Consider the following 22,349-nt stretch of genomic DNA (forward strand, 5'->3'; position numbering starts at 1 on the left):
GGATAGCCTATTCCGGCAGCGGAATGAACTCATGTTCCTGCGGAACCGCAGCGAAGCGGCCGGTTTTCCAGTCCTGCTTGGCCTGCTCGATCCGCTCCTTGCTGGAGGAGACGAAATTCCACCAGATGTGGCGCGGGCCCTCCAGCGCGTCGCCGCCCAGAAACATCATCCGCGTGGCTTTGAGCGCCTTCACCGTGATGCGGTCGCCCGGCCGGAAGATCAGGAGCCGCGGCCCCTCGTAGCGCTCGTTCGCGATCTCGACCTCGCCGTCGACGACATAGATGGCGCGCTCCTCGTGATCGGGGTCGAGCGGCACGATTGCGCCCGCGACCGCGGTGACCTCGGTGTAGAACCAGGGCGAGACCATCGAAACAGGGGAAGTGACGCCGAAGGCCGAGCCCGCAATCACCTTCGCGGTGAAGTCGCGCTCGGAGACCATCGGCAGGTCACCCGCGCCGTAGTGCTGAAACGACGGTGCGATCTCTTCCGATCCCGCCGGCAGCGCGATCCAGCTTTGCAGGCCCAACATCTTCTGCCCCGAGGCGCGCTGCACATCCGGCGTGCGCTCGGAATGCGCGATGCCACGGCCTGCCGTCATCAAATTCATCGCGCCGGGCTGGATCTCCTGGATGTTGCCCTCGCTGTCACGATGCATGATCGCGCCGTCGAACAGATAGGTGACGGTGGCAAGCCCGATATGCGGGTGCGGCCGCACGTCCATGCCCTTGCCTGAGACGAACTGCACCGGCCCGAAATGGTCGAAGAAGATGAAGGGGCCGACCATCTGCCGCTTGCCGTGCGGCAACGCGCGGCGTACCGCGAAGCCGTCGCCGAGATCGCGCGTGCGCGGCACGATGACGAGATCGAGCGCATCGCAGGACATGGGATCGCCGAGCACGGGATCGTTCGAGGGTTGCCAGCTCATGGTAAAACTCCGTCTAAATTGCTTGGGCTCGATACTAGCAGGATTCCGCGCCAGCGTCGCGGCTAAGCCCGCTGTCATGCCCCGCGAAGGCGGGGCATCCAGTACGCGGCGGCCTATCCGTTCAATCATGGCCGTCTCGGAGTACTGGATCGTCCGGTCAAGCCGGGCGATGACAGAGTGCGCGCGGCGAGCGATGGTGCTTGAAAAAACAGGCGCTACGAAGGATGTTCGGCCGATGTCAACCGCGACCCATCGCAGCACCCGATGACCCCAGCCGCAACCGAACTCGCCTTTCGCGCCGCCGCCGTGGCGCTGCTGCTGGTGCTGGCAGCGTCATTGCTCTCGGATTTCCGCAATGTGCTGGCAGCCCGGCTCGGTGCGGCCTTTGCGCTCGGCTCGGCCGCGCATGCTGTGAGCTATTCTGTCGGAACATCATCGCTGGTACCGGCATGGCATGCGCCGCTGATCGCGTTGTCGACCGGCAATATCGTGGTGTTCTGGCTGTTCACGCGGGCGCTGTTCGACGATGAGTTTCGCCTGCGCCGGTGGCACGGATTGACCTGGGGGCTGGTGACAGCCTTCAGCTTCGTCAGCTGTCTCTGGATCGCACCCGGCGGACATGTCCGGGTCGCCGTCACCGCGGTGAACCTGATCGTGCTCGGCTTCATTGCGCTCGCGATCGTGCAGACGATCGGCTCATGGTCGGCCGATCTGGTCGAGCGCCGCCGCCGCGTCCGTGTCTTCATCGTCTGTGCTGCCGCGCTCTATGGCGGATTGAACGCGCTGCTCCAGATCCTCGCCGGCAGCGACGTCGGCGATGTTGCCAACACCGTCAATACCGGCGTGCTCGCCAGCATCGTCGCGGCCATCGCCTATGCGATGATGCGCGTCGATGGCGCCGACCTGTTTCCGGCTGCCGCGGAGGCTGCGCCCGCGATCGCGGCGAGCCAGCCTATCATCGGCGAGGATGCCGCCGACCAAAAGCTCATCGACGCCCTGATGCGGCTGATGGCGGACGAACGGATCTATCGCCAGGAGAACATCAGCATCGGCGTGCTGGCGGGCCGGCTGAAGATTCCCGAATACCGGCTGCGCCGGCTGATCAACCAGGGGCTCGGCTACCGCAATTTCAATGTGTTCCTGAACAACCACCGGATCGAAGAGGCCAAGGCAGCCCTCGCCGATCCCGCCCAGGCCAAGGTCCCCGTCATCACCATCGCGATGGATTCTGGCTTCCAGTCGCTAGGCCCCTTCAACCGCGCCTTCAAGGCCGTGACCGGCGTGACGCCGACGGAGTACCGGCGGCTGAAGGTGAATGCCGTCTAATCTTTAGCACGCTGTAATATCAAGGTCATTTTGGAATCGGCGAGCGTCTTCCGGTTTCGGTTACGCCGTTTTTCAAATCCGGCGAGCGGGCATCGCGTGAATGCCGCTTCGTCTCCGGCACACGCCTCAAGCCGGAGCAAGCCCGTGACCCGCCGCCGCAAGATCGTCCTTCTCACCACCGCCATCGTCTTTGCCGGCCTCGCGCTCGGCACGGTTCGCGCCCATGACGTGCCCAAGGTCGCCACCGGCTTCATCGCCGACGTGATCTGCGCGGAGACGTTTGTCTCGAGCCTCGATATCAGGCCTAACCTGACGGAGACCATTGATGCGATGCCGGGCGCAAGTCTGTTCGCCTGGGCGATGGACTATCGGGTCGATCGCGCGCGCAAGGACGTCACGGTGACGCTGTTCGGCATTGGCCGCAGCCATGCCATCTATCGCGAGGGCATCGGCTGCACACTCGAGCACGGTGCTGAGATCGCCGACGTCAGGCTGCCGCCTGATGACAGGAAGCCGGCGTTGCTGCCCGAGATCGCCGGCCCCGCGGTCGTGTCGCCGCAAAGCCCGGAACTGTCAGCCGCGCTCGATCGCGCCTTCGCCGAGCCGACATCGCCGCCATTCCGCCGCACCCGCGCAATTGTCGTCATGAAGTCGGGCCGCATCATCGCGGAGCGCTATGCGGACGGCATCGGACCGGAGACGCCGCTGCTCGGCTTCTCCATGACCAAGTCCGTGATCTCGGCTCTCACCGGGATCCTCGTGCGCCAGGGCCGACTGAAGCTCGACGGGCCCGCGCCGGTCGCCGCCTGGACAAATCCGGACGATCCGCGTCACGCCATCACCGTCGATCAATTGCTGCGCCACACCGCGGGCCTGGCGCTCGGCAGCTCGCTTCAGGCCTCGCTTGGCTCCGCCTTCGAGCCGGTCAATCGCATGAAATTCATCGAAGACGACATGGCCGCCTATGCCGCGAGCATGCCGTTGGAAGCCGCGCCGGGCACCGTGTGGAATTATCACGATGGCAACACCATCATGCTCGCGCATCTGATCCGCAACGCCGCCGGCGGCAATCCCGCCGATGCGCTTGCCTTCGCGCGCCGCGAATTGTTCGCGCCGCTCGGCATGCGACACGTCACGCTCCAGCTCGACGGCGCCGGCACGATCGAGGGGTCGAGCGAGATGCTCGCATCCGCGCGCGACTGGGCGCGTTTCGGCCAGCTCTATCTCGACGACGGCGTCGCCGGCGGCCGGCGCATCCTGCCCGCGGGCTGGGTGAATTACTCGGCGTCGGCGACGCCCAATGCCTGGGTCGGTATCGGCGCCGGATTCTGGACCAACCAGGGCGACAGCTTTGGCGCGACCTTTCGCGTCGATCACGGCTGGCCGCGCGATGCCTTCTTCGCCAAGGGCACGATCGGGCAATACACGATTGTGATTCCCTCGGAGCGTCTGGTGATCGTGCGGTTAGGCCGTTCGCCGAACGCACCGCCGGAAGCGGATGGTGTGTTTGATCTGGTGCGGGATGTCGTGGCAGCAGCGGGCGACAAAGGGAAGGTGGCGGGGGTGGATTAGGAGCTTTACCTTCCCAGCTCCGTCGCCTTTGCCACGCGATCGAACCGCTCCAGCGTCATGATCGCGTCTGCGAATTTCTCCGCGCGCGCATTCAGCACCGGGCGTGCCAGCGTCAAGAATTTTTGCTGCATCGCCTGTGCATCCGGGAACGAGGTCGGCTCTCCCGAGGGATCGGCGTAGAGCCGCTCATGCACGCCGTCGTCCGTCGTGATACTCACGCGCGCGCCAAAGGGGTGGGTGCGGCCGATTTCGAGGCGATCGTCCTGCACTACGTCGAACTTGTCGGCGAGTGCGTCGATGGCGGCGTCGCCAAGACGATTGTAGTCGTCCCAGCCAAATGAGCCCTGGTCGAGCGCGAGCGCGCCGGTGAAGAACATCGAGAACTGGCCGCCGACGATCGAGGTCGGGTGGCGCTTGGTCGCGGCGTCGCCGGTGAGCGTGATGCCGTTGCGATGCAGGCCGATTTCGACCCGCTTGACCTGATCGGGCGTCAGATTGTGCTCGCGCCGCATTGCGATCAGCGCGTCGATCGCGGCGTGAGTGTAGCGGCAGCTCGGATACGGTTTGACGCCGATCTTCATGGTCTCGTAGGTCTTGCCGAGCTCGGCGACCGCCTTGTCGGGATGCGCATCGTCGGTGTAGCCGGCGAGCAGGCCATGTTTGCCCTCCACGGATTCCGTCGCCCCGACGAAGTCGTTGCGCGCCAGCGTCGCGGCGATCACGCCATTCATCGCGGCGGCTCCGACCTGGTAGCGCTTGTTCCAGGCGCCATTGACCAGGAATTGCAGCGAGCCCGCGGCCTGGCTGCCGGCGACGCCGAAGGCGGCGACGAGCTGTTGCTCGGACAGGCCGAACAGTTTTCCGGCGGCCGCTGCTGCGCCATAGGTGCCAGCGGTGGCGGTCGGATGGAAGCCGCGCGCATAATGCGAGGTCGGGTCGAGCGCGTTGCCGAGCCGGCAGCAGACCTCATAGCCCGCAACGATCGCGGTCAGCACGTCGCGGCCCGACGCGCCGACCATCTCGCCGATGGCGAAGGCGGCCGGAACCACCGGCGCGCTCGGGTGCAGCGAGGAGTCCGCATGGGTGTCGTCGAAGTCGAGGGAATGGCCGAGCGCGCCGTTGAGCAGCGCCGCGACCGCCGGTGTCCAGGTCTTGCTGTCGCCGAACACGGTGGATTCGCCCCTGGTGTCGAGCGCGAGCGCCTCCAGCATCTTCAGGATCGAGGGGGTCGATTCCGCTTCGCTGCGGGCGCGGATGGCGCTGCCCAGGAAGTCCAGCGTCAGCACCTTTGCGCGATCCAGCACTTCCGCCGGAATATCCCCGTATTTCAGATTGAAGACATAGGCAGCGAGCGTTGCGGTTTCGTGGGCCATCGTGTTTCCTCGTTTTGGCGCGCAAGTTAGGCGGGCTGATTTGGGCTTTCAAGCGGCCATGGGCTGCGGGCATCAGCTATGCTTTTGGCAGGCTCCAAGAGGATCGGGATATTCCACGATGGGACTTCCAAAAGATGTGTTCGACCGGGTCCGGGCGCGGCGAACGCAACTGGGCTTGGCGATCCGGGTCACGGTCGCGGCCACCGCGGCCTACGCGATCGCCACCGCGCTGCATCTGCTGCTGCCGCTCTGGGCGGTCCTGACCTCGCTGATCGTGACCCAGTTGAGCGTCGGGCGCTCGCTGAAGGCGACGCGCGATTACGTGCTCGGCACCATCGGCGGCGCCATCTATGGGGGCGCCATCGCGATCCTGATCCCTTATTCGACCGAGGCCGGCCTGTTGGGGCTGCTGGTGCTGGCGGTCGCGCCACTCGCCTTCGTCGCCGCGATCAACCCGAGCCTCAATGCGGCGACGGTCACCGCGATCATCGTGCTGCTGGTTCCGACGATGCATCATTCCGATCCCATGACATCGGCGATCGATCGGGTCAGCGAGGTCGGGGTCGGCGCGATCACGGGATTGCTGGTCTCGTTCCTGGTGCTGCCCTCTCGCGCGGTGCGACAGATCCGCGCCAGCGCGGCAAAACTGCTCGAACTCATCGCGGATGCTTTCACGGAATTGCTCGCGGGTCTCACGCGCGGCCGCGACAACGATGCGCTGCACCGGATCCAGGACGGCATCGGCACCGCGATGGTGGGCATGAATGCGATCGGTGCCGAAGCCGAGCGCGAGCGGGCCGCGCGCCTGTCAAGCGGGCCCGACACCGGTCCCTTGCTGCGAACGATCCTACGGCTGCGCCACGACGTCGTGATGATCGGCCGCTCGACCGTGGTGCCGTTGCCGGCCGAGGTGCAGATGCGGCTCGCCGCGCCGCTGGCGGAGGTCAGTGCGGCGATCGTGCGCTTTCTGCGCTCGGCGGCCGAAGCGTTGCGGGCTGGTGCCGGCGCGCCGCCGATTCATCCCGTGCACGTCGCGCTCCAGCATTACGCCGAGGCGGTTGCCGCCGTTCGCCAGGACGGCCTGATCCGCGGCCAGCCGAGCGACACCGCCGAGCGCTTCTTCGCGATCGGCTTCTCGCTGGAGCAGATGCACCAGAATCTCTGCGATCTCGATCGCGTTGTCGGCGAGTGGTCGGAAGCCTCGTCGGACAAGTCAGCGCGCTTGGCCGAGTGAGCTAGCGCCGCATCAGGTCCTTGCCCTGCATGCGCCAGACCAGCAAATCGATGCGGTCCTGGCCGAAGAACGGCTCGTTGTCGAACACGAAGGTCGGCACGCCCCAATGGCCGGAGGCGGCGTGGTCCTTCTCGTTCTCCGTGATCACCTGCTCGTAGCGATCAGGGTCCGCGGTGATTGCGGCATCCATCGCGGCGAGATCGAAGCCGGCCTTTTCGGCGCCGCGCCCGAGATGATCGCCTTCGTTCCAGCCCGACACCGAGCCGTCCCACAGCACGCGGGCGATTGCATCGGTGAATGCGAGCGAGCGTCCCTCGAGCTGCGCCATGGCACCAAGCCGGGTCAGACGGTGGATGTAGGGCTGCTCCGCCGCGACCTCGAACGTCACCTTGTCCTGCACGATCGGATCGGGCCTGGGAAAGCGGAACGGAATGCCTTCGTGCTGCGCCACGCGCGTGCTGTCGAGCACCACATAGCGAATGAAGTTCGGGCTGGCCTTCTTGAAAACCCGGGCACACGGACTGCGAGCGGATAGACCGGCCGCAAATTCACCGTCAGATCGTAGGTTTCGACCAGGTTGAGCGTTTTCGGCAACGCCAGATAGCTGAACGGGCTGCGAAAGGAGTAGAAGAGGTCGACGGAGAGCGTCATCGGGCCGGCTCCGCGAGCCGCCCCATCATGCTGCGGGCGACGAGCTTGTGGAAGGGCGTGATGAACGCGAGATAGGCGCGGCCCAGCCGATTGTTGGTCCGCACCAGCGTGGTCAGGGTGACGTGGCGCAGCACCGCTTCGCCGGCGACATCGACCACGATGCGGAAGTCGAGATGATAATCATTGAAGCCGGCGACCAGCTGCTCCGGCGTTTCGCTCAGCACCGGAAACAAGCCGATCAGGCCGCCCGGCGCTGGTGCGCCTTCACCCGATGTCTTCAATCCAAAGGGCCTCACGAGGATGTTGCGCAGGCGTGTCAGTGCACCGATCCAGCGCGGTCCGTGCAACACCATCCTGGTGCAGGCCTCGCGGGCATTCACCGGTGCTGTGCCGATCTCCACGCGAAAGGCGTCGATGAATTGCGCACCGGCCAGCAGCGTGCCGGCGTCGACATCGGGGATGACTTCGCGGACGGTCCCGTTCATCCCGCCAGTTTGCGCGTCAGCATCCGGAAGCGCAAGATCAGAAGTCCGGCATAGACGAACGATCCGATCGACAGTCCGATCCAGACACCGACCGCGCCGAAATCAGCGTGAAAAGCGAGCAACCAGGCGATGGGAAAGCCCACGCACCAGTAGCCGATCGCGGCGAATACCAACGTCATTCTGGTGTCATTGATGCCGCGCAGTGCGCCGCCCATGATGGTCTGGATGGCATCGGCGATGAAGAAGGTCGCGCCGACCAGCAGCAGCGTTGCAGTCAGCTCGACGGTCGCCATGCTCGCCTCGCCGCTGCCGAAGAACAGCCGTCCGAGCTCATAGCGGCCGAGAATGATTGCGACGGTGAGGGCCGAGACGAACGCGATCCCGATCACGGCTGCCACGAGACCTGCGCGCCTCACCGCAGCCGGGTCGCCCCGGCCGAAGGCGTGGCCGACCCGCACCGTGGCTGCCATGCCGATGCCGAGCGGGACCATGAACAGCACGGCGGTGACCTGGAGCGCGATCTGATGCGCCGCGAGCGCCGTGGTCGAGATCAACCCCATCAGCAGCGCCGCCGAAGAGAACAGGCCATATTCCAGCAGCAGCGAGAACGAGATCGGGGCGCCGATCGCGATGAGCTTGTGCATCAGGGGCCAGTCGATCCGCCAGAGATGGGCAAGCGGACGATATTCCGCGAACGGCTTGCGCAGCCCCGCAATGGCGAGCGTGGCGACGAACGTGCCGAGATTGACGATGGTGGTCGCAAGCCCTGCGCCGAACAGACCGAGCTCCGGCAGGCCGAACAGGCCGTGGATCAGGGCGTAGACCAGCGCGGCATTGACGGGGATCGCCGCGAGCGTGATCCATAGCGGGGCCTGCGGCCGGTTCACCGCGCTCATCATGCTGCGCAGCGCGATGAAGCCGAGTGCCGGCGCGATGCCCCAGGCCAGCCCATTCAGATAGCGCTGGGCGAGCGCGGCCGAGTGCGGCGCCTGACCGAGTGCGACCAGGATGTGCTCGCCATAGAGCGGGGAGGCCATCATCGGCAGCGAGATCAGCAAGGCGACCCACAAGCCGACGCGCAGAGAGCGGCGGATGCGCCTGACATCGCCGGCGCCGAAGGCTTGCGCGACCAGCGGCGACACCGCCGCCATCAATCCGAGCCCGAAGGTGAAGCTGACGAAATAGACCGTGTGCGCCAGCGCTGCTGCTGCGACCGCGCTCTCGCCGAGCCGCCCGATCAGCGCGAGATCGGTCGTGATCATCGCGATCTGCCCGAGCTGCGTCAGCATCATCGGCACGGCCAGCCGCAGCGTCGCGACGAATTCGTCGGCGAGAGGATTTGGCGGCACGCCGGCTTGCGGCTGCGAACGAGGCTGGACGGTGTCGAGCATGGCCGGGTCAATAGCACAGCCGGGCGACGAAAACAAGGCTTGGTCTTCTCCCTCTCCCCTTGCGGGAGAGGGTGGCTCGCCGCAGCAGCGGCGAGACGGGTGAGGGGGATCTCTCCGCGGACGGCCCTCAAGCAGCAGGACTCGCTGAAGCAACCCCTCATCCGGCGCTATAGCCGATGCGAAGCTTCGGCGTTCTCAAAAACGGCGGCCAAAGGCCGCCTACGCCACCTTCTCCCACAAGGGGAGAAGGGAAGAAGCGCCTCAGCCCTTCCGTTCAGGCACGCGCCTGATCTTCGCGCCGAGCGCGTTGAGGCGCTCGTCGATGCGCTCGTAGCCGCGCTCGATCTGGTCGGCGTTGTTGATCGTGGAGGTGCCCTCGGCGCAGACGGCCGCGAGCAGCATGGCCATGCCGGCGCGAATGTCGGGCGAGATCATCGATGCACCGCGCAGGCGGCTGGGGCCGGCGATGATGGCGCGATGGGGGTCACAGAGCACGATACGCGCGCCCATCGCGATCAGCTTGTCGACGAAGAACATCCGCGATTCGAACATCTTCTCAAACATCAGGATCACGCCCTCGCATTGCGTGGCGGTGACGATCGCGATCGACATCAGATCGGCCGGGAAGGCCGGCCAGGGCTGGTCTTCCAGCTTCGGCACGTGGCCGCCAAAATCGTCCTGGATCTTCAGCGTCTGGTTTGATGGCACGATGAGATCGTCGCCCTCGATGCGGCAGACGATGCCGAGCCGTTCGAATCCCATGCGGATCGAGCGCAGATGCTCGACGCCCGCGCGCACGATGCGAAGCGGCGACCGCGTCACGGCCGCGAGTCCGATCAGCGAGCCGACCTCGATATGGTCGGGCTGGATCCGGTAGGTCGCGCCGCCCAGCGTCGCCGGACCGTGCACGATCATGGTGTTGGTGCCGATGCCCTCGATCCCTGCGCCGAGCGCGACCAGGAAGTTGGCGAGGTCCTGCACATGCGGCTCGGACGCGGCGTTGCGCAAATAGGTGGTGCCTTGGGCGGCGACGGCTGCGACCAGCGCGTTCTCGGTCGCGGTCACGCTGGGCTCGTCCAGGAACACGTCGGCGCCGGTCAGTTTCGAAGCGCGGAATTCGAGCCGGTCGGTCGCGGTGACCTTGGCTCCCAACTGCTCGAGTGCGAGCACATGCGTGTCGAGCCTTCGGCGGCCGATGACGTCGCCGCCGGGCGGCGGTAGCATCACTTCGCCGCAGCGGGCGAGCAGGGGGCCGGCGAGCAGGATCGAGGCGCGGATGCGAACGCACAAGTCCGGATCGAGATCGGCGGCGCGGATGCTCTTGGCGTGAATATGAAGCGTGTTGCGGGCGGTCCATTCCGCCGCCGCGCCGACCGAGCGGATCAGCTCGACCAGCGTCTCGGTGTCGCGGATCCGCGGCACGTTCTCCAGCGTCACCGGATGCTCGGTGAGCAGGGCTGCCGCGATGATCGGCAGGGCCGCATTCTTGTTGCCGGAAGGCTCGATCGAGCCCGAGAGCCGGTGACCGCCCTCGACAATGTACTGGATGGGCGCCACGGGGTCTCTCGCTGTCGTGTTGAGTGGGGGGCGGGTTTTCGAGGCGGAAACTACCGAGAATTGAGCGCGGGAGCAATTCTGCACTTGTCGCGAGGGCGGGGGAGGTTCAGCCGTGTCTCTACGTCATGGCCGGGCTTGTCCCGGCCATCCACGCCTTTGCCAGATGCACGGAGAACGTAGATGCCCGGGACAAGTCCGGGCATGACGACCGTCCAAGCCATCCGATCTCAGATATCGATCGTCGCGCTCAGCGAATGTTCCTGGATGAAGTCGCGGCGCGGCTCGACCACGTCGCCCATCAGCTTGGTGAAGATGTCGTCGGCCTCGTCGACCTCCTTGACCTTCACCTGGAGCAGTGATCGCGCATTGACGTCCAGCGTGGTCTGCCAGAGCTGCTCCGGATTCATCTCGCCCAGCCCTTTGTAGCGCTGCAGCGAGACGCCCTTGCGGCCGGCGTCGGTGACGGCTTCGAACAGATCGACCGGGCCGTAGACCATGTGCTCGGTGTCCTTGCGCCGCAGCTTGCCGGGGCGGGCGTAAACGTCCTGAAGCTTGACCGTGTACTCGTCGAGCTTGCGGGCTTCGACCGAGCCCAGGAACGCGTCATCGATGAGGGCGACGTCCTTGACGCCGCGCACGGTGCGCTCGAACTGGAAACCATGGCCTTCGACGTATTGACCGATCCAGCCGCGCTCGACCTCGTCGGCGAGCGTGTCGAGGCGGGCGGCGATGTATTGGGCTGCCGCGGCGGCTTTCTCCGGATCGCCGTAGATCGCCTTGTTGAGCACGCCGGTGATGGCGGCCTGCTCGATCACCTTGCGATTGTAGCGGGTGTGCAGGCTGCGCAGGACGCCGCGGACGGCGCGGGCGTCATCGACCAGCGAGCGCAGGTCGCGGCCGGTGCGATCGCCGCCGGTGCCGGGAATATAGACGCAATCGTCCAGCCCGGTATCGATCAGATAATCTTCCAGCGCCCGCTCGTCCTTCAGATATTGCTCGGACTTGCCGCGGTTGACCTTATAGAGCGGCGGCTGGGCGATATAGAGATAGCCGCCGTCGATGATCTCGCGCATCTGCCGGTAGAAGAAAGTGAGCAGCAGCGTGCGGATGTGGGCGCCGTCGACGTCGGCGTCCGTCATCACGATGATCTTGTGATAGCGCAGCTTCTCGATCGAGAATTCGTCGCTGATGCCGGTGCCGAGCGCGGTGATCAGCGTGCCGATCTGCTCGCTGTGCAGCATCTTGTCGGGACGCACGCGTTCGACATTGAGGATCTTGCCGCGCAGCGGCAGCACGGCCTGGAATTCGCGGTTGCGGCCCTGCTTGGCGCTGCCGCCTGCCGAGTCACCCTCGACGATGAAGAGCTCGGATTTCGCCGGGTCCTTCTCCTGGCAGTCGGCGAGCTTGCCGGGCAGCGAAGAGACCGAGAGCGGGCTCTTGCGCGTCAGCTCGCGCGCCTTTCGCGCGGCTTCGCGGGCAGCCGCCGCCTGGATCACCTTGCCGACGATCATCTTGGCTTCGGAGGGATGCTCCTCGAACCAGGCCTGCAGCGCCTCGTTGAGCACGTTCTCGACCACGGGGCGCACTTCCGAGGACACCAGCTTGTCCTTGGTCTGCGACGAAAATTTTGGGTCCGGCACCTTCACCGACAGCACCGCAGTGAGGCCTTCGCGGCAGTCGTCGCCGGTGAGCGCGATCTTTTCCTTTTTCGCGTTGGCCTCGGCATAGCCGTTGACCTGGCGCGTCAGCGCGCCGCGGAAGCCGGCGAGATGGGTGCCGCCGTCGCGCTGCGGGATGTTGTTGGTGAAGCACAGCACGTTCTCGTGGTAGCTGTCGTTCCACCACAACGCGGCCTCGACACCGATGCCGTTGGATTCCGCGCGCACCATGATCGGCGCCGGAACGATCGCCTTCTTGTTGCGGTCGAGATATTTGACGAATTCCTCGACGCCGCCGGAATAGTGCATCTCCTCGCGCTTCTCGACGGCGTGACGCATGTCGGAGAGGGCGATGTTGACGCCGGAATTGAGGAAGGCGAGCTCGCGCAGCCGGTGCTCCAGCGTGGCGAAATCATACTCGATGTTCTTGAAGGTTTCCGTCGAAGCCTGGAACGTCACCTCAGTGCCGCGCCTGCCGGGCGCGTCGCCGACCACCTTGAGCGGCGCGACCGCATCGCCATGGGCGAATTCGATGTAGTGTTCCTTGTTGTCGCGCCAGATGCGCAAGCCGAGCTTGCTTGACAGCGCGTTGACGACGGAGACGCCGACGCCGTGCAGACCGCCGGAAACTTTGTAGGAATTCTGGTCGAACTTACCGCCGGCATGGAGCTGGGTCATGATGACCTCGGCTGCCGAGATGCCTTCGCCCTTGTGGATGTCGACGGGAATGCCGCGGCCGTCGTCGCGCACGGTGACGGAATTGTCGGCGTTGAGGATCACGTCCACGCGCGTGGCGTGGCCCGCGAGCGCCTCGTCGATCGCGTTATCCACGACCTCGTACACCATGTGATGCAGGCCCGAGCCGTCATCGGTGTCGCCGATATACATGCCGGGACGCTTGCGGACGGCGTCGAGACCCTTGAGCACGCGGATCGATTCCGCCCCGTAATCGCTCGGATTTGAGGGTTCGTTTTCGGCAGGCGTCTGCCGAGCAGGTTCTGTCATGAGAGGCCTTCGAGATGTCGCCCGAATCAGCGGCGCAAAAGGCGCTGATATGCGGGCTATTTGTGCCACGAAAGACGGATTGCGCCTAGCGCAAAGTATCCCCCGGCAAGTCTTTGATTAAATAGAATTTTTTGGCCGATTTTCAAGGCCTTCGAAGCCCGATTCGGCGGCTTGGAAAAAGCGCGATTCGGGAAGCCGTTTCGGGCCGTGGAAGGCGTGGATTTTGCGGGGACGAGGGCGTTCCGAGGCGCCTGGAACGCCCCGGAACGGCCTTGCAGCTCAATACATCTGAAGCGGCAGCACATCTCCGTTTGGCCCCACCAGGAGGCCCCAGGCATCGCCGGCGGCCACTGTGAGAATCTCGGTGCGAGTGGGGCGTCCCGGCAGACGCAGCGCGTACTGGTACTTGCCTGGCGGCAGATCGAGCATCGGGCCTTTCGGCGATTGCGGACCGCCGGCGCCGGCCGCGATCTTTACGGTCTGATTGTTGATCGTCAGCGATGCTTCTTTCGGCCCCATATTGCCGAGCATCAGCCTGGCCTGTCCGGCCTTCGGCATGATGTCGGCCTTGGCCGCGGCCTGCGGATTTCGCTGCATCAGGCTGACCGTGGTCTCGTCTCGGGCGCGGCCAAGCTTCAGCACGGCCGGCCCCTGCGGCGAGGTGAACGCGAGCTCCGCCCGCTCGGCCGTCACGATCGCGCCGTCGGCCTTCTCTTGCCAGCCCCGATTGGTCAGCTCCGCGCGATAGAAGGCGAGGACCTCGCCAAGCTCGGCGGGGATGCTGGCTTCGAGCTCGGTCCGGAACGACTGGTCGCTGCCGGGAAATTTCGTGGAGCTGATGCCGGTCGAGCTGTGCTGCGTCGGCACCGGCAGGGCCGAATCGGGATCGGGCGTGAGCGGCTCCTTCGATTTGGTCTGGACCGCCTTGGCTTGGGTCGATTTGGCCTCGACGGGCTTCGCCGCGGCGACGACCAGACCGGAGCCGTTGGCGCTAACGTTCACCTTCGGTCCCATCTGCATCACGGTCATCGAGATCGACTTGCCGCTCTTTGCGAACTCCATCACCGCCATGTTGGGCTGATTGATGACGGAGGGCTGCTCTTTCCAGCCCGCTGGCTTGAGCAATGCGCGATAGAACGCAGTGAGCGCCTTCACGCTCGAGGTCGAGGAGAACTCGAGCCTGCCCTCGTCGCTCTCGAACTTCACACCCTCGGCGTTTTCAGGCAGCGGCACCGGAATCTTGCTGTCGGCCTGCGCGTTGAGCGGCGCGTCGGACAATGCGGCCGCCTGCACCTTGCGCCTGGCTTCGTCGGCGGTGATGAGCTGCTTGGCCGCACCTAACGCATCCCCAAGGAACTTGTCGTCCGCCTCTTTCTTCGCCTTGGCACGGGCGGCAAGCGCGGAGTCCTTCACCTGCGCGGTCAGGCTGACCATGGTGAAATCATATTTGCGGCCAAGCCGCAGCACGCCGGTTTCCTCCGCCGAAGAGATCTTGATCGCGACCTCGTCACCGGGTGCGAGCTGCGCGCTGCCGTCCTCCTGCCAGCCGCGCGCGGCGAACTCGCGGTGATAGAAGGCGAGCACGGCCGGCAGCTCGGCCATCGCGGCGGCCGACATTTCGCGCTTGTTGTCGCTCGCGCCGCCGAGCCCCCTGGCCGTCTTGGTCGGGCTCGGCCGCGGCAGGCCGGCCAGATCGCTATCGGCTTTGAGCTCGCTCGGCAGCGCGAAGGGGGCGACCCGGATATCGACATTGGTGCGGCCATCGTCGCGGCGCGTCAGCGTCAGCATCACGGGCTTCTGCTGATAGAAGCCGGTCTCCTTGCTATCGGCATGCGCGTAGAACGCGCGCAGGCCGTTGGGAACGGTTTCATTCAGGCTGGTGGTCCAGCGTGCGGCGGTTTCCGGCGTGAGCTTCTGCCAGCCGATCGCAGCCATCTGGCTGCTGTAGAAATCCGACGTTGCATCGAGCGGCGTCGGCGCGATGCAGCCGAGATAGGGCCGGGTCCCGTCGAACACGATGTCACTTGCGCCTTCCGGAAATGGCACGTTCCCGTAGATCCGGTCGGTGGTGTAGTAAACCACGGACTGGTCTGGCCGGCCGAGCGCCTGCGTGAAATGAACGGAAAGGCCCTGTCGTCCCTTCCTGAACTTCAGCAGGCTGCTTTTCTCCTCAAGCGGCATCACATAGGGCACCCATCCGTTGTCGCGCAGGAGCTTTTGGACCGCGGGCAGCGTCACGGCCTGCCGCATCGGTACGCGATATTCGACGCTATAGGGATCGGGGCGCGAAATGTCTTCCACCGCACCTTCGAGCTGGGGCAGCGCGTGGACGTCGACGATGCCCTCGTCGGCGCCGGCCGCGATCGAGCAGCTCGCCATCAGGAAGAGACCGCATGCAAGCAGCTGCCATCGTGCCGGGACTTGCATCCCGCGCGGGATCATCGCCATCGTTACGTCTCCAGGATGCCGCGCGGCGCTTGGGCGCGCGCGATTGCAACGGCTGCGACACCGTCGGCGGGGCCTCAGACCAGAAGTCGCGGCAGGAACCGGGCAGGTTCAAAGATTCGGACGGCTCAATACAGCTGGAGCGGCGACCATGCCTCGCCGTCGCGCCCGACGGTGAGCTCCCAGGCGTCGCCGGCCGCGACGGTGAGGATGTTGCTGTGGGCCGGACGGCCGGGCACGCCCAGTTCGTAGGAATATCTGCCGGGCGCCAGATCCAGCGAGACGGCGTTAGCGCCGGCGGAGCGCTTGATGATCTGCGCGTTGATCCCGAGCACGGCTTCCGTCTCGCCGATGTTGCTGAACACCAGCTTCGCCTGGCCCGGCTCGGGCATGACGTTCGCCCGGGTTGCAGTATCCGAGTTCTTCTGCACGAGATGAACCAAGGTGCTGCTGCCCTTGCGGCCGAGCTCCAGCATCGCCGGACCGAGCGGAGATGCGAACGCGAGCTGGACGTGATCGGCGGAGACGACGGCGCCATCGTGCTGCTCCTGCCACCCGAGCTTTCCGAGCTCCCTGCGGTAGAAGGCTAGGACGTCGCCGAGTTCGGCGGGCACGGTGGCTTCGAGCTTGACCCGAAGCGGCGCTTCGACGCCCCGCATCAGGGTGGTGTGGATTCCTCGAAAGCTGTAGCGGGTCGGTGCGAGCAGCCTGGCATCGGGATCCGGCGTGAGATCGGCGGAAAACAGCGCCGCGAGATGCGGCATCCCGGCGCCGGCGCTTGCAGCGAGCATGCAGATCGCGAGCAGGACGAGGCCGCACGCAAACGCCCGCCATCGTGCCGGAGCTTGCGCCCCGGACCTTGCCGTCCGCATCTCACTCTCCAGGGGTCTCGCGCGGCATGTCATTGCGCGATTGCAAAATGGCTGCGACGCGTCGGCGCGGCCTCCGGCAACTAGTCGCGGCAGAAATGGGGCCGGTTCAACGGCGGCGACTAGCGCCGGGCCGATACCTGGCCGCTTTCGACGTCAAAGATCTCGCCCCCGGCGCCGATCTCGGCGAAGGCGGCAGGGTCTGCGCCGGTCAACCACACCTGCGCGCCGAGCTTGCGCAGCTCGTCGAACAGCGCCGCGCGCCTGCCGGGATCGAGATGCGCGACGACCTCGTCGAGTAGCAGCAGCGGCACGATGCCGGTCATCTCGGCGACCAGGCTCGCATGCGCCAGCACCAGCCCGATCAGCAACGCCTTCTGCTCGCCGGTCGAGGCATCGCGCGCCGGCATGCTTTTCAGCGCGTAGATCACCTGCAGATCGGTGAGATGCGGACCATCCGTGGTACGGCCGGCGATGGCGTCACGCGGACGGTTGTCGCGCAGGATCTGGCGGTAGCGGTCCTCGATCGACGTCGCGGTCTCCGTCAGCAGCGCGTTCTCCATCCAGCCGTCGAGCGCGATCTGCGCCGAAGGGAAGGCGGAGGCCTGCGCGCGTGCATTCAGCATGCCGGTCAGACGCGCCGCGGTCTGGCCGCGCGTTGCGGCGACCGCGACCGCAAGCTCCGCGGTCTCGCGCTCGATCGCGTCACACCAATGGTCGTCGTAATTGCGCGTCTCGAGCAGGCGGTTGCGCGAACGCAGCGAACGTTCGAGCGCGGAGATGCGGCTGGAATGGTCGCTGTCGATAGCTAGTACCAGGCGGTCGAAGAAGCGCCGCCGCTCGGACGCCGCTCCCATGAACAGCCCGTCCATCGCCGGCGTCAGCCATACCATGCGGATGTGGTCGCCGAACGCCGCCGCCGAATTGACCGGTTCGCGGTCGATGCGGCAGCGCCGGCTCACCGCGGCGTCTACGCGCGGCGGATCGATGCCGGTGCCGAGCGTGGCAAGGCCCAGCGCGCCCTCGACCTGTGCCGACACCGCCCAGGAGCCGTCGCCCTGGTTGTCGGCGACGTCGTCCAGCGTCGCACGCCGCAGGCCGCGTCCCGGCGACAGGAACGAGATCGCCTCGATGCAATTGGTCTTGCCCGCTCCGTTCGGCCCGACCAGGACCACCATGTCGGCCGCCGTCTCGAGCCCCGCCGCCCGGTAATTACGAAAATGCGTCAGCGTCAGGCGATGAATGCGGGAGGGGGTCATCAGATCTTTGTCGTGGCCGCGATTCTTCCCCCTCTCCCCTTGTGGGAGAGGGTGGCGCCTCACAAAGTGAGGCGACGGGTGAGGGGTATCTTACCGCTCGGCGAGCTTTGCAAGGATGTCCTCCAATACAGAAGTGGGTCGCTGGAGCACGTCGTTGTTCCAGTAGCGCGCGATGACAAAGCCTTCGGCGGAGAGAGCTGCGTCACGCGCTGCATCGCGTCGTGATTCTCCGTGCTGACCGCCGTCGATCTCGATCACCAGGCGCTTCTCAAAGCAGACGAAGTCGAGAATGTAGGTGTTGAACGGGACCTGCCGGCGAAACTTGAAAGCGGAGAGTTGCCGGTGCCTGAGCAGGCGCCACATTGCCGCTTCCGCATCCGTCGGTTCGTGCCGCATATTCTTCGCGAATTGGCGAAGACGTTTGGAGACTGGCCGATGGGATGGTTCCTGCGGCACGAACCCCTCACCCGACTGAGTATGTATCCGCCCGTGGAGATGCCCTCTCCCACAAGGGGAGAGGGCGCAGCAACGTGCATTGCGCTTGTTTCGGCAGGCGAAGCTGTAGCTTCCCCCTCTCCCCTTGTGGGAGAGGGGGGCTTCGCGCAGCGAGGCCGGGTGAGGGGTTGTCTCTGCATAAAAGGTGTCGCGAGAGGAGGACCACGTCCCTCACACCCGCATCGGCATCAGCACGTAGAGCGCGCTCTTGTCGTCGCGGTCTTGCACCAGAGTCGGTGAGCCCGGGTCGGCGAGCCGGAGCGTTGCGACGTCGCCTTCGATCTGGGCGGCGATGTCGAGCAGATAGCGGGAGTTGAAGCCGATATCGAGGGCGTCGGAGGCGTATTCGACTTCGAGCTCTTCGGTCGCGCTGCCGGAATCCGGATTGGTCACCGACAGCACCAGCTTGCCCGGCGACAGCGAGAGTTTCACGGCTCGCCCGCGCTCGCTGGAAATCGTCGAGACGCGGTCGACCGCGTTCTCGAAATCCTTCTTGTCGACGACGAGCTCCTTGTCGTTGCCCTGCGGGATCACGCGGCCGTAATCGGGGAAGGTGCCGTCGATCAGCTTCGAGGTCAGCACCACATTGCCGATGGTGAAGCGGATCTTGGCCTGCGACAGCTCGATCGTGACCTCGGCCTCGTTGTCCTCGATCAGGCGCTGCACCTCGCCGACCGTCTTGCGCGGCACGATCACGCCGGGCATGCCCTCGGCACCCGTGGGCTGCACCAGGTCGAGCTGGGCGAGGCGGTGGCCGTCGGTGGCGACGCCGCGCAGGGTGGCGGCTTTGGCGGAGCCCGCGGCATGCAGGTAGATGCCGTTGAGATAATAGCGGGTCTCCTCCGTGGAGATCGCGAACTGGGTGCGATCGATCAGCCGCTTGACGTCCTTGGCGGCGAGGCTGAACGAATGCGACATGTCGCCGGCGGCGAGATCCGGGAAATCGTTTTCCGGCAGGGTCTGCAGCGTGAAGCGGGAGCGCCCGGCACGGATCGCCAGCACGGCGCGGTCGCCGTCGGCTTCGAGCACGATCTGCGAACCATCCGGCAGCTTGCGCACGATGTCGTAGAACATGTGCGCCGGCACGGTGGTCGAGCCCGCGGTCGCGGTTTCCGCCGCGAGCGTTTCCGTGACCTCGAGGTCGAGGTCGGTCGCCTTCAGCGACAATTTCGCGTTTTCGGCCCTAACAAGCACGTTGCCGAGGATCGGAATCGTGTTGCGGCGTTCGACCACGCGGTGGACGTGGCCCAGCGACTTCAGGAGTTGCGCGCGTTCGACCGTAACCTTCATTGCACTACTCGCCCGATCCCCAAGGAAACACAAATCTGGAAAAGCCGGGCGGCGGGACGCGCGCCACGGCACCGAAGACCCCGGAAAGCCGGATCATCCAGCCGATATGACCAAAGCCGTCAGGGTCGCGCAAGGTGGCGCGGATGGCCCCCGGATTCAAGGGATTGCGGGCAGTTCCCCACGATTTACCTATGTTTCCGCAACGCGCTGAACGCCTCGCCGGCCAGGGACGTCTCTGCGCCCGTCACGGCCGGGCTTGTCCCGGCCATCCACGTCTGGGTTCGCGGTCCTAAGAACGTGGATGCCCGGGACAGGCCCGGGCATGACGACCTCCGATGCAGCTTGGATGTGGTCGCACCCGCGCAGAAGCAAATAGGCGTTTATTCCTGAAGCTGGCGCTTGAGCGATTCGACCTCGTCCGACAGCGCCGTGTCCTTGGAAACCAGGGCCTCGATCTTGCGCACGGCGTGCAGCACCGTGGTGTGGTCGCGCCCACCGAAGCGGCGGCCGATCTCGGGGAGCGATCGCAAGGTCAGCGTCTTGGCGAGATACATCGCCACCTGGCGCGGACGGACCACGTTGGCGGTCCGGCGCGAGGACAGGAGATCGGAGCGGCTGACATTATACTGCCGTGCCACCACGCGCTGGATGTCCTCGATCTTGATCCGCTTCGGTTCCTGCGGCCGGATCAGGTCGCGCACCTCGTGCTCCGCCATCTCCAGCGTCACCGGCCGATTGTTGAGCTTCGAATGCGCGAGCAGGCGGTTGATCGCGCCTTCGAGATCCCGGCCGTTATGGGTGATGGCGCGGGCCAGATAGGTCAGCACCTCCTCCGGCACCTCGAAGGTCGCATGATGGGCGCGGGCGGCTGCGACGCGCGACTTGAGAATACCGTGCCGCAGCTCCTCGCCGAGCGAGGCCATCTCGACCACGAGGCCGCCGGCCAGCCGCGAGCGCACGCGGTCGTCGAGGCTTTCGAGGTCGGACGGCGGACGGTCGGCCGCGATCACGACCTGGCGGCCGGCATCGATCAGCGCGTTCAGCGTGTGGCAGAACTCGGCCTGGGTCGACTTGCCCTGCAGGAACTGGAGATCGTCGATCACGAGCACGTCGATGCCGCGCAACGCTTCCTTGAAGGCGAGCGCCGTCTGCGTCTTCAGCGCGGCGACGAAGCCGTACATGAATTTCTCGGCGGTGAGATAAAGCACCTTGCGCTCGTTGCCGGAATTGCCGGCCCAGGTCACCGCCTGCAAGAGATGCGTCTTGCCGAGGCCGACACCCGCATGGATGTAGAGCGGATTGAACATGACGGGATCGCCGCGACGACCCTCGGCGACCTGACGCGCAGCCGCATGCGCCAGCGTGTTGGAACGGCCGACGACGAAGCTCGCAAACGTCAGGCGCGGATCGAGCGGCGAGCCGCCGAGTGCATCATGATTGGCCGAGACCGGCGCGGTCGCGGTCGAGCGCAGCTCCGGCGCAGGCGAGCGGCGCGTTTCGACCGGCGCGGGCGCTTCCTTCTGCTGCACCACGGGGCGCACGGCCGAGCGCACGGTGAGATCGATGCGATGCACTTCCGGCATCTCGGCCTGCCAGCACGACAGCACGCGCTCGGCATAATGGGCCTGGATCCAGCTCTTCAGGAAGCGGGTTGGCACCGACAGACGCACGCTCTCGTCCTGGACGCCTTCCAGATCCATGCGCGCGAACCAGCTCGTATAGACGTCCTCGCCTACGTTCGAGCGCAGCCGACTCTTCACGCGTGACCAGCGATCCTGTTCCGGGGTTGTCATCATTTGAGAACTTTTCTTGAGAGATAAGGTTGCGTGGTGAGCGCCATGCTGAGTTCCTGCCAGGGATACCTGCTCAGGGATATTTGCGATGGCGGGACCTCAAGCGATTTCACCTGCAGGCATGGCTCGACCGTTCGGCGGAAACGCCGCGTCCGATCAGCAATGTCTAGAGATGGAGGGGTCGCGAGGTCAGCGCGTACTCGGCGCTCCGTTACACGCGGGAGGCTTGATGTCCGACGGATCTAAAACGGCATCGCTGGAAGTCGAAATGCTGGAAGTCGAAATGTGTTTCAATACCGCGTTGAGTTCGTAAGACATGATACCTCCCCGTCCTGCCGTGATTGCTCACGACAAGGTCCTGCGTGTCCAAACGACACCCGCTTCGTAGTCGGATGCCTGCCCGTGTACTCGTCGTCCGCTCGGCTTCGCCATCATGCCTGTCGGGGCAGCTTTCAAGATGTCTCTTAAGCGCGAGAGAAAGATCCCGCTTGGAGACATTCAGACAAAGAGCTACCGTTCCCACATTGCTGTGGGTTTTAATCCGACAATCGCTTGTTGAAGCGTCGCCTACGTGCACACCGCCGCCGATTTGCACGCTCGCCCCGTTTCCGATACCGCGCTGGTCTCAAGATCGTGGGCGCCGCTGACGTCTTAAGGAATACACTATGCGGAAAGACTCGCAACGGAATTGATTCACACTTGAGGCATCAAAAATCTTGATCTGCGTTAACGCCACGCGGCACTTGTGCACAGGCTTCAGAGCAAGTTTTTGGATTCGTGCACAGAATCGAAGATGCCGCGTCCGATGTGACAATTCTCCGCCACCGCCAAAAATTTTTTACAAAAGCGTCACGCGCGCGACGCGCGGGTGAATTTTCCAAATGCTTGGCCTCACTATGTCGATAAGTTGTTAGCGAGCCATCGTTTTTTGAGTCTCGTTTCACAGGGTAACTCCATCGCGTGACGCGATCCGGGGAAACTACGGTGTGCAGAACTCGCAGGCCCGCGAATTCAACTTGCG

15 protein-coding genes and 1 pseudogene are annotated in these 22,349 nt (G+C 65.2%); 3 read left to right on the top strand and 13 right to left on the bottom strand.

Annotation, left to right across the window (positions count from 1 at the left end):
* Positions 1-7: 7 nt before the first annotated feature.
* On the bottom strand, positions 8-925 hold the full coding sequence (locus tag ACIPUD_RS08960) for a pirin family protein (RefSeq protein WP_204513057.1): 918 nt from the start codon (positions 923-925) through the stop codon (positions 8-10).
* Positions 926-1,189: 264 nt separating this feature from the next.
* On the opposite strand from ACIPUD_RS08960, the gene ACIPUD_RS08965 reads away from it, so the two are divergent.
* The gene (locus tag ACIPUD_RS08965) at positions 1,190-2,251 is read left to right on the top strand and encodes a helix-turn-helix domain-containing protein (RefSeq protein ID WP_446480410.1); all 1,062 of its coding nucleotides are present in this window, start codon (positions 1,190-1,192) and stop codon (positions 2,249-2,251) included.
* A 144-nt stretch (positions 2,252-2,395) separates the two neighbouring features.
* Entirely contained in the window at positions 2,396-3,823 is a 1,428-nt protein-coding gene (locus ACIPUD_RS08970) for a serine hydrolase domain-containing protein (RefSeq protein WP_247475046.1), read from the top strand.
* Positions 3,824-3,828: 5 nt separating this feature from the next.
* On the opposite strand, the gene ACIPUD_RS08975 is transcribed toward ACIPUD_RS08970, so the two are convergent.
* A complete protein-coding gene (locus tag ACIPUD_RS08975; protein WP_446480411.1) occupies positions 3,829-5,196 on the bottom strand; it encodes an MmgE/PrpD family protein in 1,368 nt (455 codons plus the stop codon).
* Between the two features lie 118 nt (positions 5,197-5,314).
* Here ACIPUD_RS08975 and ACIPUD_RS08980 point away from each other — a divergent pair, with 118 nt between their 5' ends.
* Positions 5,315-6,430 (top strand): FUSC family protein, encoded by a 1,116-nt coding sequence (locus tag ACIPUD_RS08980; RefSeq protein WP_446480412.1) that lies wholly within the window; start codon positions 5,315-5,317, stop codon positions 6,428-6,430.
* A 1-nt stretch (position 6,431) separates the two neighbouring features.
* On the opposite strand, the pseudogene ACIPUD_RS08985 reads toward ACIPUD_RS08980, so the two are convergent.
* From ACIPUD_RS08985 to dnaA, 11 genes and pseudogenes are all read right to left on the bottom strand, one after another.
* A pseudogene (locus ACIPUD_RS08985) lies at positions 6,432-7,081 on the bottom strand (2-hydroxychromene-2-carboxylate isomerase).
* Positions 7,078-7,566 carry a DUF2867 domain-containing protein gene (locus tag ACIPUD_RS08990; protein ID WP_085361996.1) on the bottom strand — a complete coding sequence of 163 codons (489 nt, stop codon included), beginning with the start codon at positions 7,564-7,566 and terminating at the stop codon, positions 7,078-7,080. The pseudogene ACIPUD_RS08985 and the gene ACIPUD_RS08990 overlap by 4 nt, the downstream one beginning before the upstream one ends.
* Entirely contained in the window at positions 7,563-8,957 is a 1,395-nt protein-coding gene (locus ACIPUD_RS08995) for an MATE family efflux transporter (RefSeq protein WP_085349723.1), read from the bottom strand. The genes ACIPUD_RS08990 and ACIPUD_RS08995 overlap by 4 nt, the downstream gene beginning before the upstream one ends.
* A 261-nt stretch (positions 8,958-9,218) precedes the next feature.
* Positions 9,219-10,514 (bottom strand): UDP-N-acetylglucosamine 1-carboxyvinyltransferase, encoded by a 1,296-nt coding sequence (gene murA, locus ACIPUD_RS09000; protein ID WP_018455833.1) that lies wholly within the window; start codon positions 10,512-10,514, stop codon positions 9,219-9,221.
* A gap of 227 nt (positions 10,515-10,741) precedes the next feature.
* Positions 10,742-13,177, bottom strand: coding sequence for a DNA topoisomerase (ATP-hydrolyzing) subunit B (gene gyrB / locus ACIPUD_RS09005; RefSeq protein WP_018455834.1), 2,436 nt, complete (start codon positions 13,175-13,177; stop codon positions 10,742-10,744).
* Positions 13,178-13,456: 279 nt separating this feature from the next.
* Entirely contained in the window at positions 13,457-15,625 is a 2,169-nt protein-coding gene (locus ACIPUD_RS09010; protein WP_446480413.1) for a hypothetical protein, read from the bottom strand.
* A 125-nt stretch (positions 15,626-15,750) separates the two neighbouring features.
* Positions 15,751-16,494, bottom strand: coding sequence for a hypothetical protein (locus tag ACIPUD_RS09015; RefSeq protein WP_085385545.1), 744 nt, complete (start codon positions 16,492-16,494; stop codon positions 15,751-15,753).
* Between the two features lie 119 nt (positions 16,495-16,613).
* Positions 16,614-17,750: a DNA replication/repair protein RecF gene (gene recF / locus ACIPUD_RS09020; protein WP_446480414.1), complete on the bottom strand. Its 1,137-nt coding sequence runs from the start codon at positions 17,748-17,750 to the stop codon at positions 16,614-16,616.
* Between the two features lie 90 nt (positions 17,751-17,840).
* On the bottom strand, positions 17,841-18,206 hold the full coding sequence (locus ACIPUD_RS09025; RefSeq protein ID WP_085349727.1) for an endonuclease domain-containing protein: 366 nt from the start codon (positions 18,204-18,206) through the stop codon (positions 17,841-17,843).
* Positions 18,207-18,416: 210 nt separating this feature from the next.
* A complete protein-coding gene (gene dnaN / locus ACIPUD_RS09030) occupies positions 18,417-19,535 on the bottom strand; it encodes a DNA polymerase III subunit beta (protein WP_446480415.1) in 1,119 nt (372 codons plus the stop codon).
* A gap of 380 nt (positions 19,536-19,915) precedes the next feature.
* Complete coding sequence (gene dnaA, locus ACIPUD_RS09035; RefSeq protein WP_026233035.1) at positions 19,916-21,328, bottom strand: chromosomal replication initiator protein DnaA; 1,413 nt, start codon at positions 21,326-21,328, stop codon at positions 19,916-19,918.
* Positions 21,329-22,349: the final 1,021 nt, after the last annotated feature.

It is taken from the genome of Bradyrhizobium sp. CAR08 (assembly GCF_052871955.1).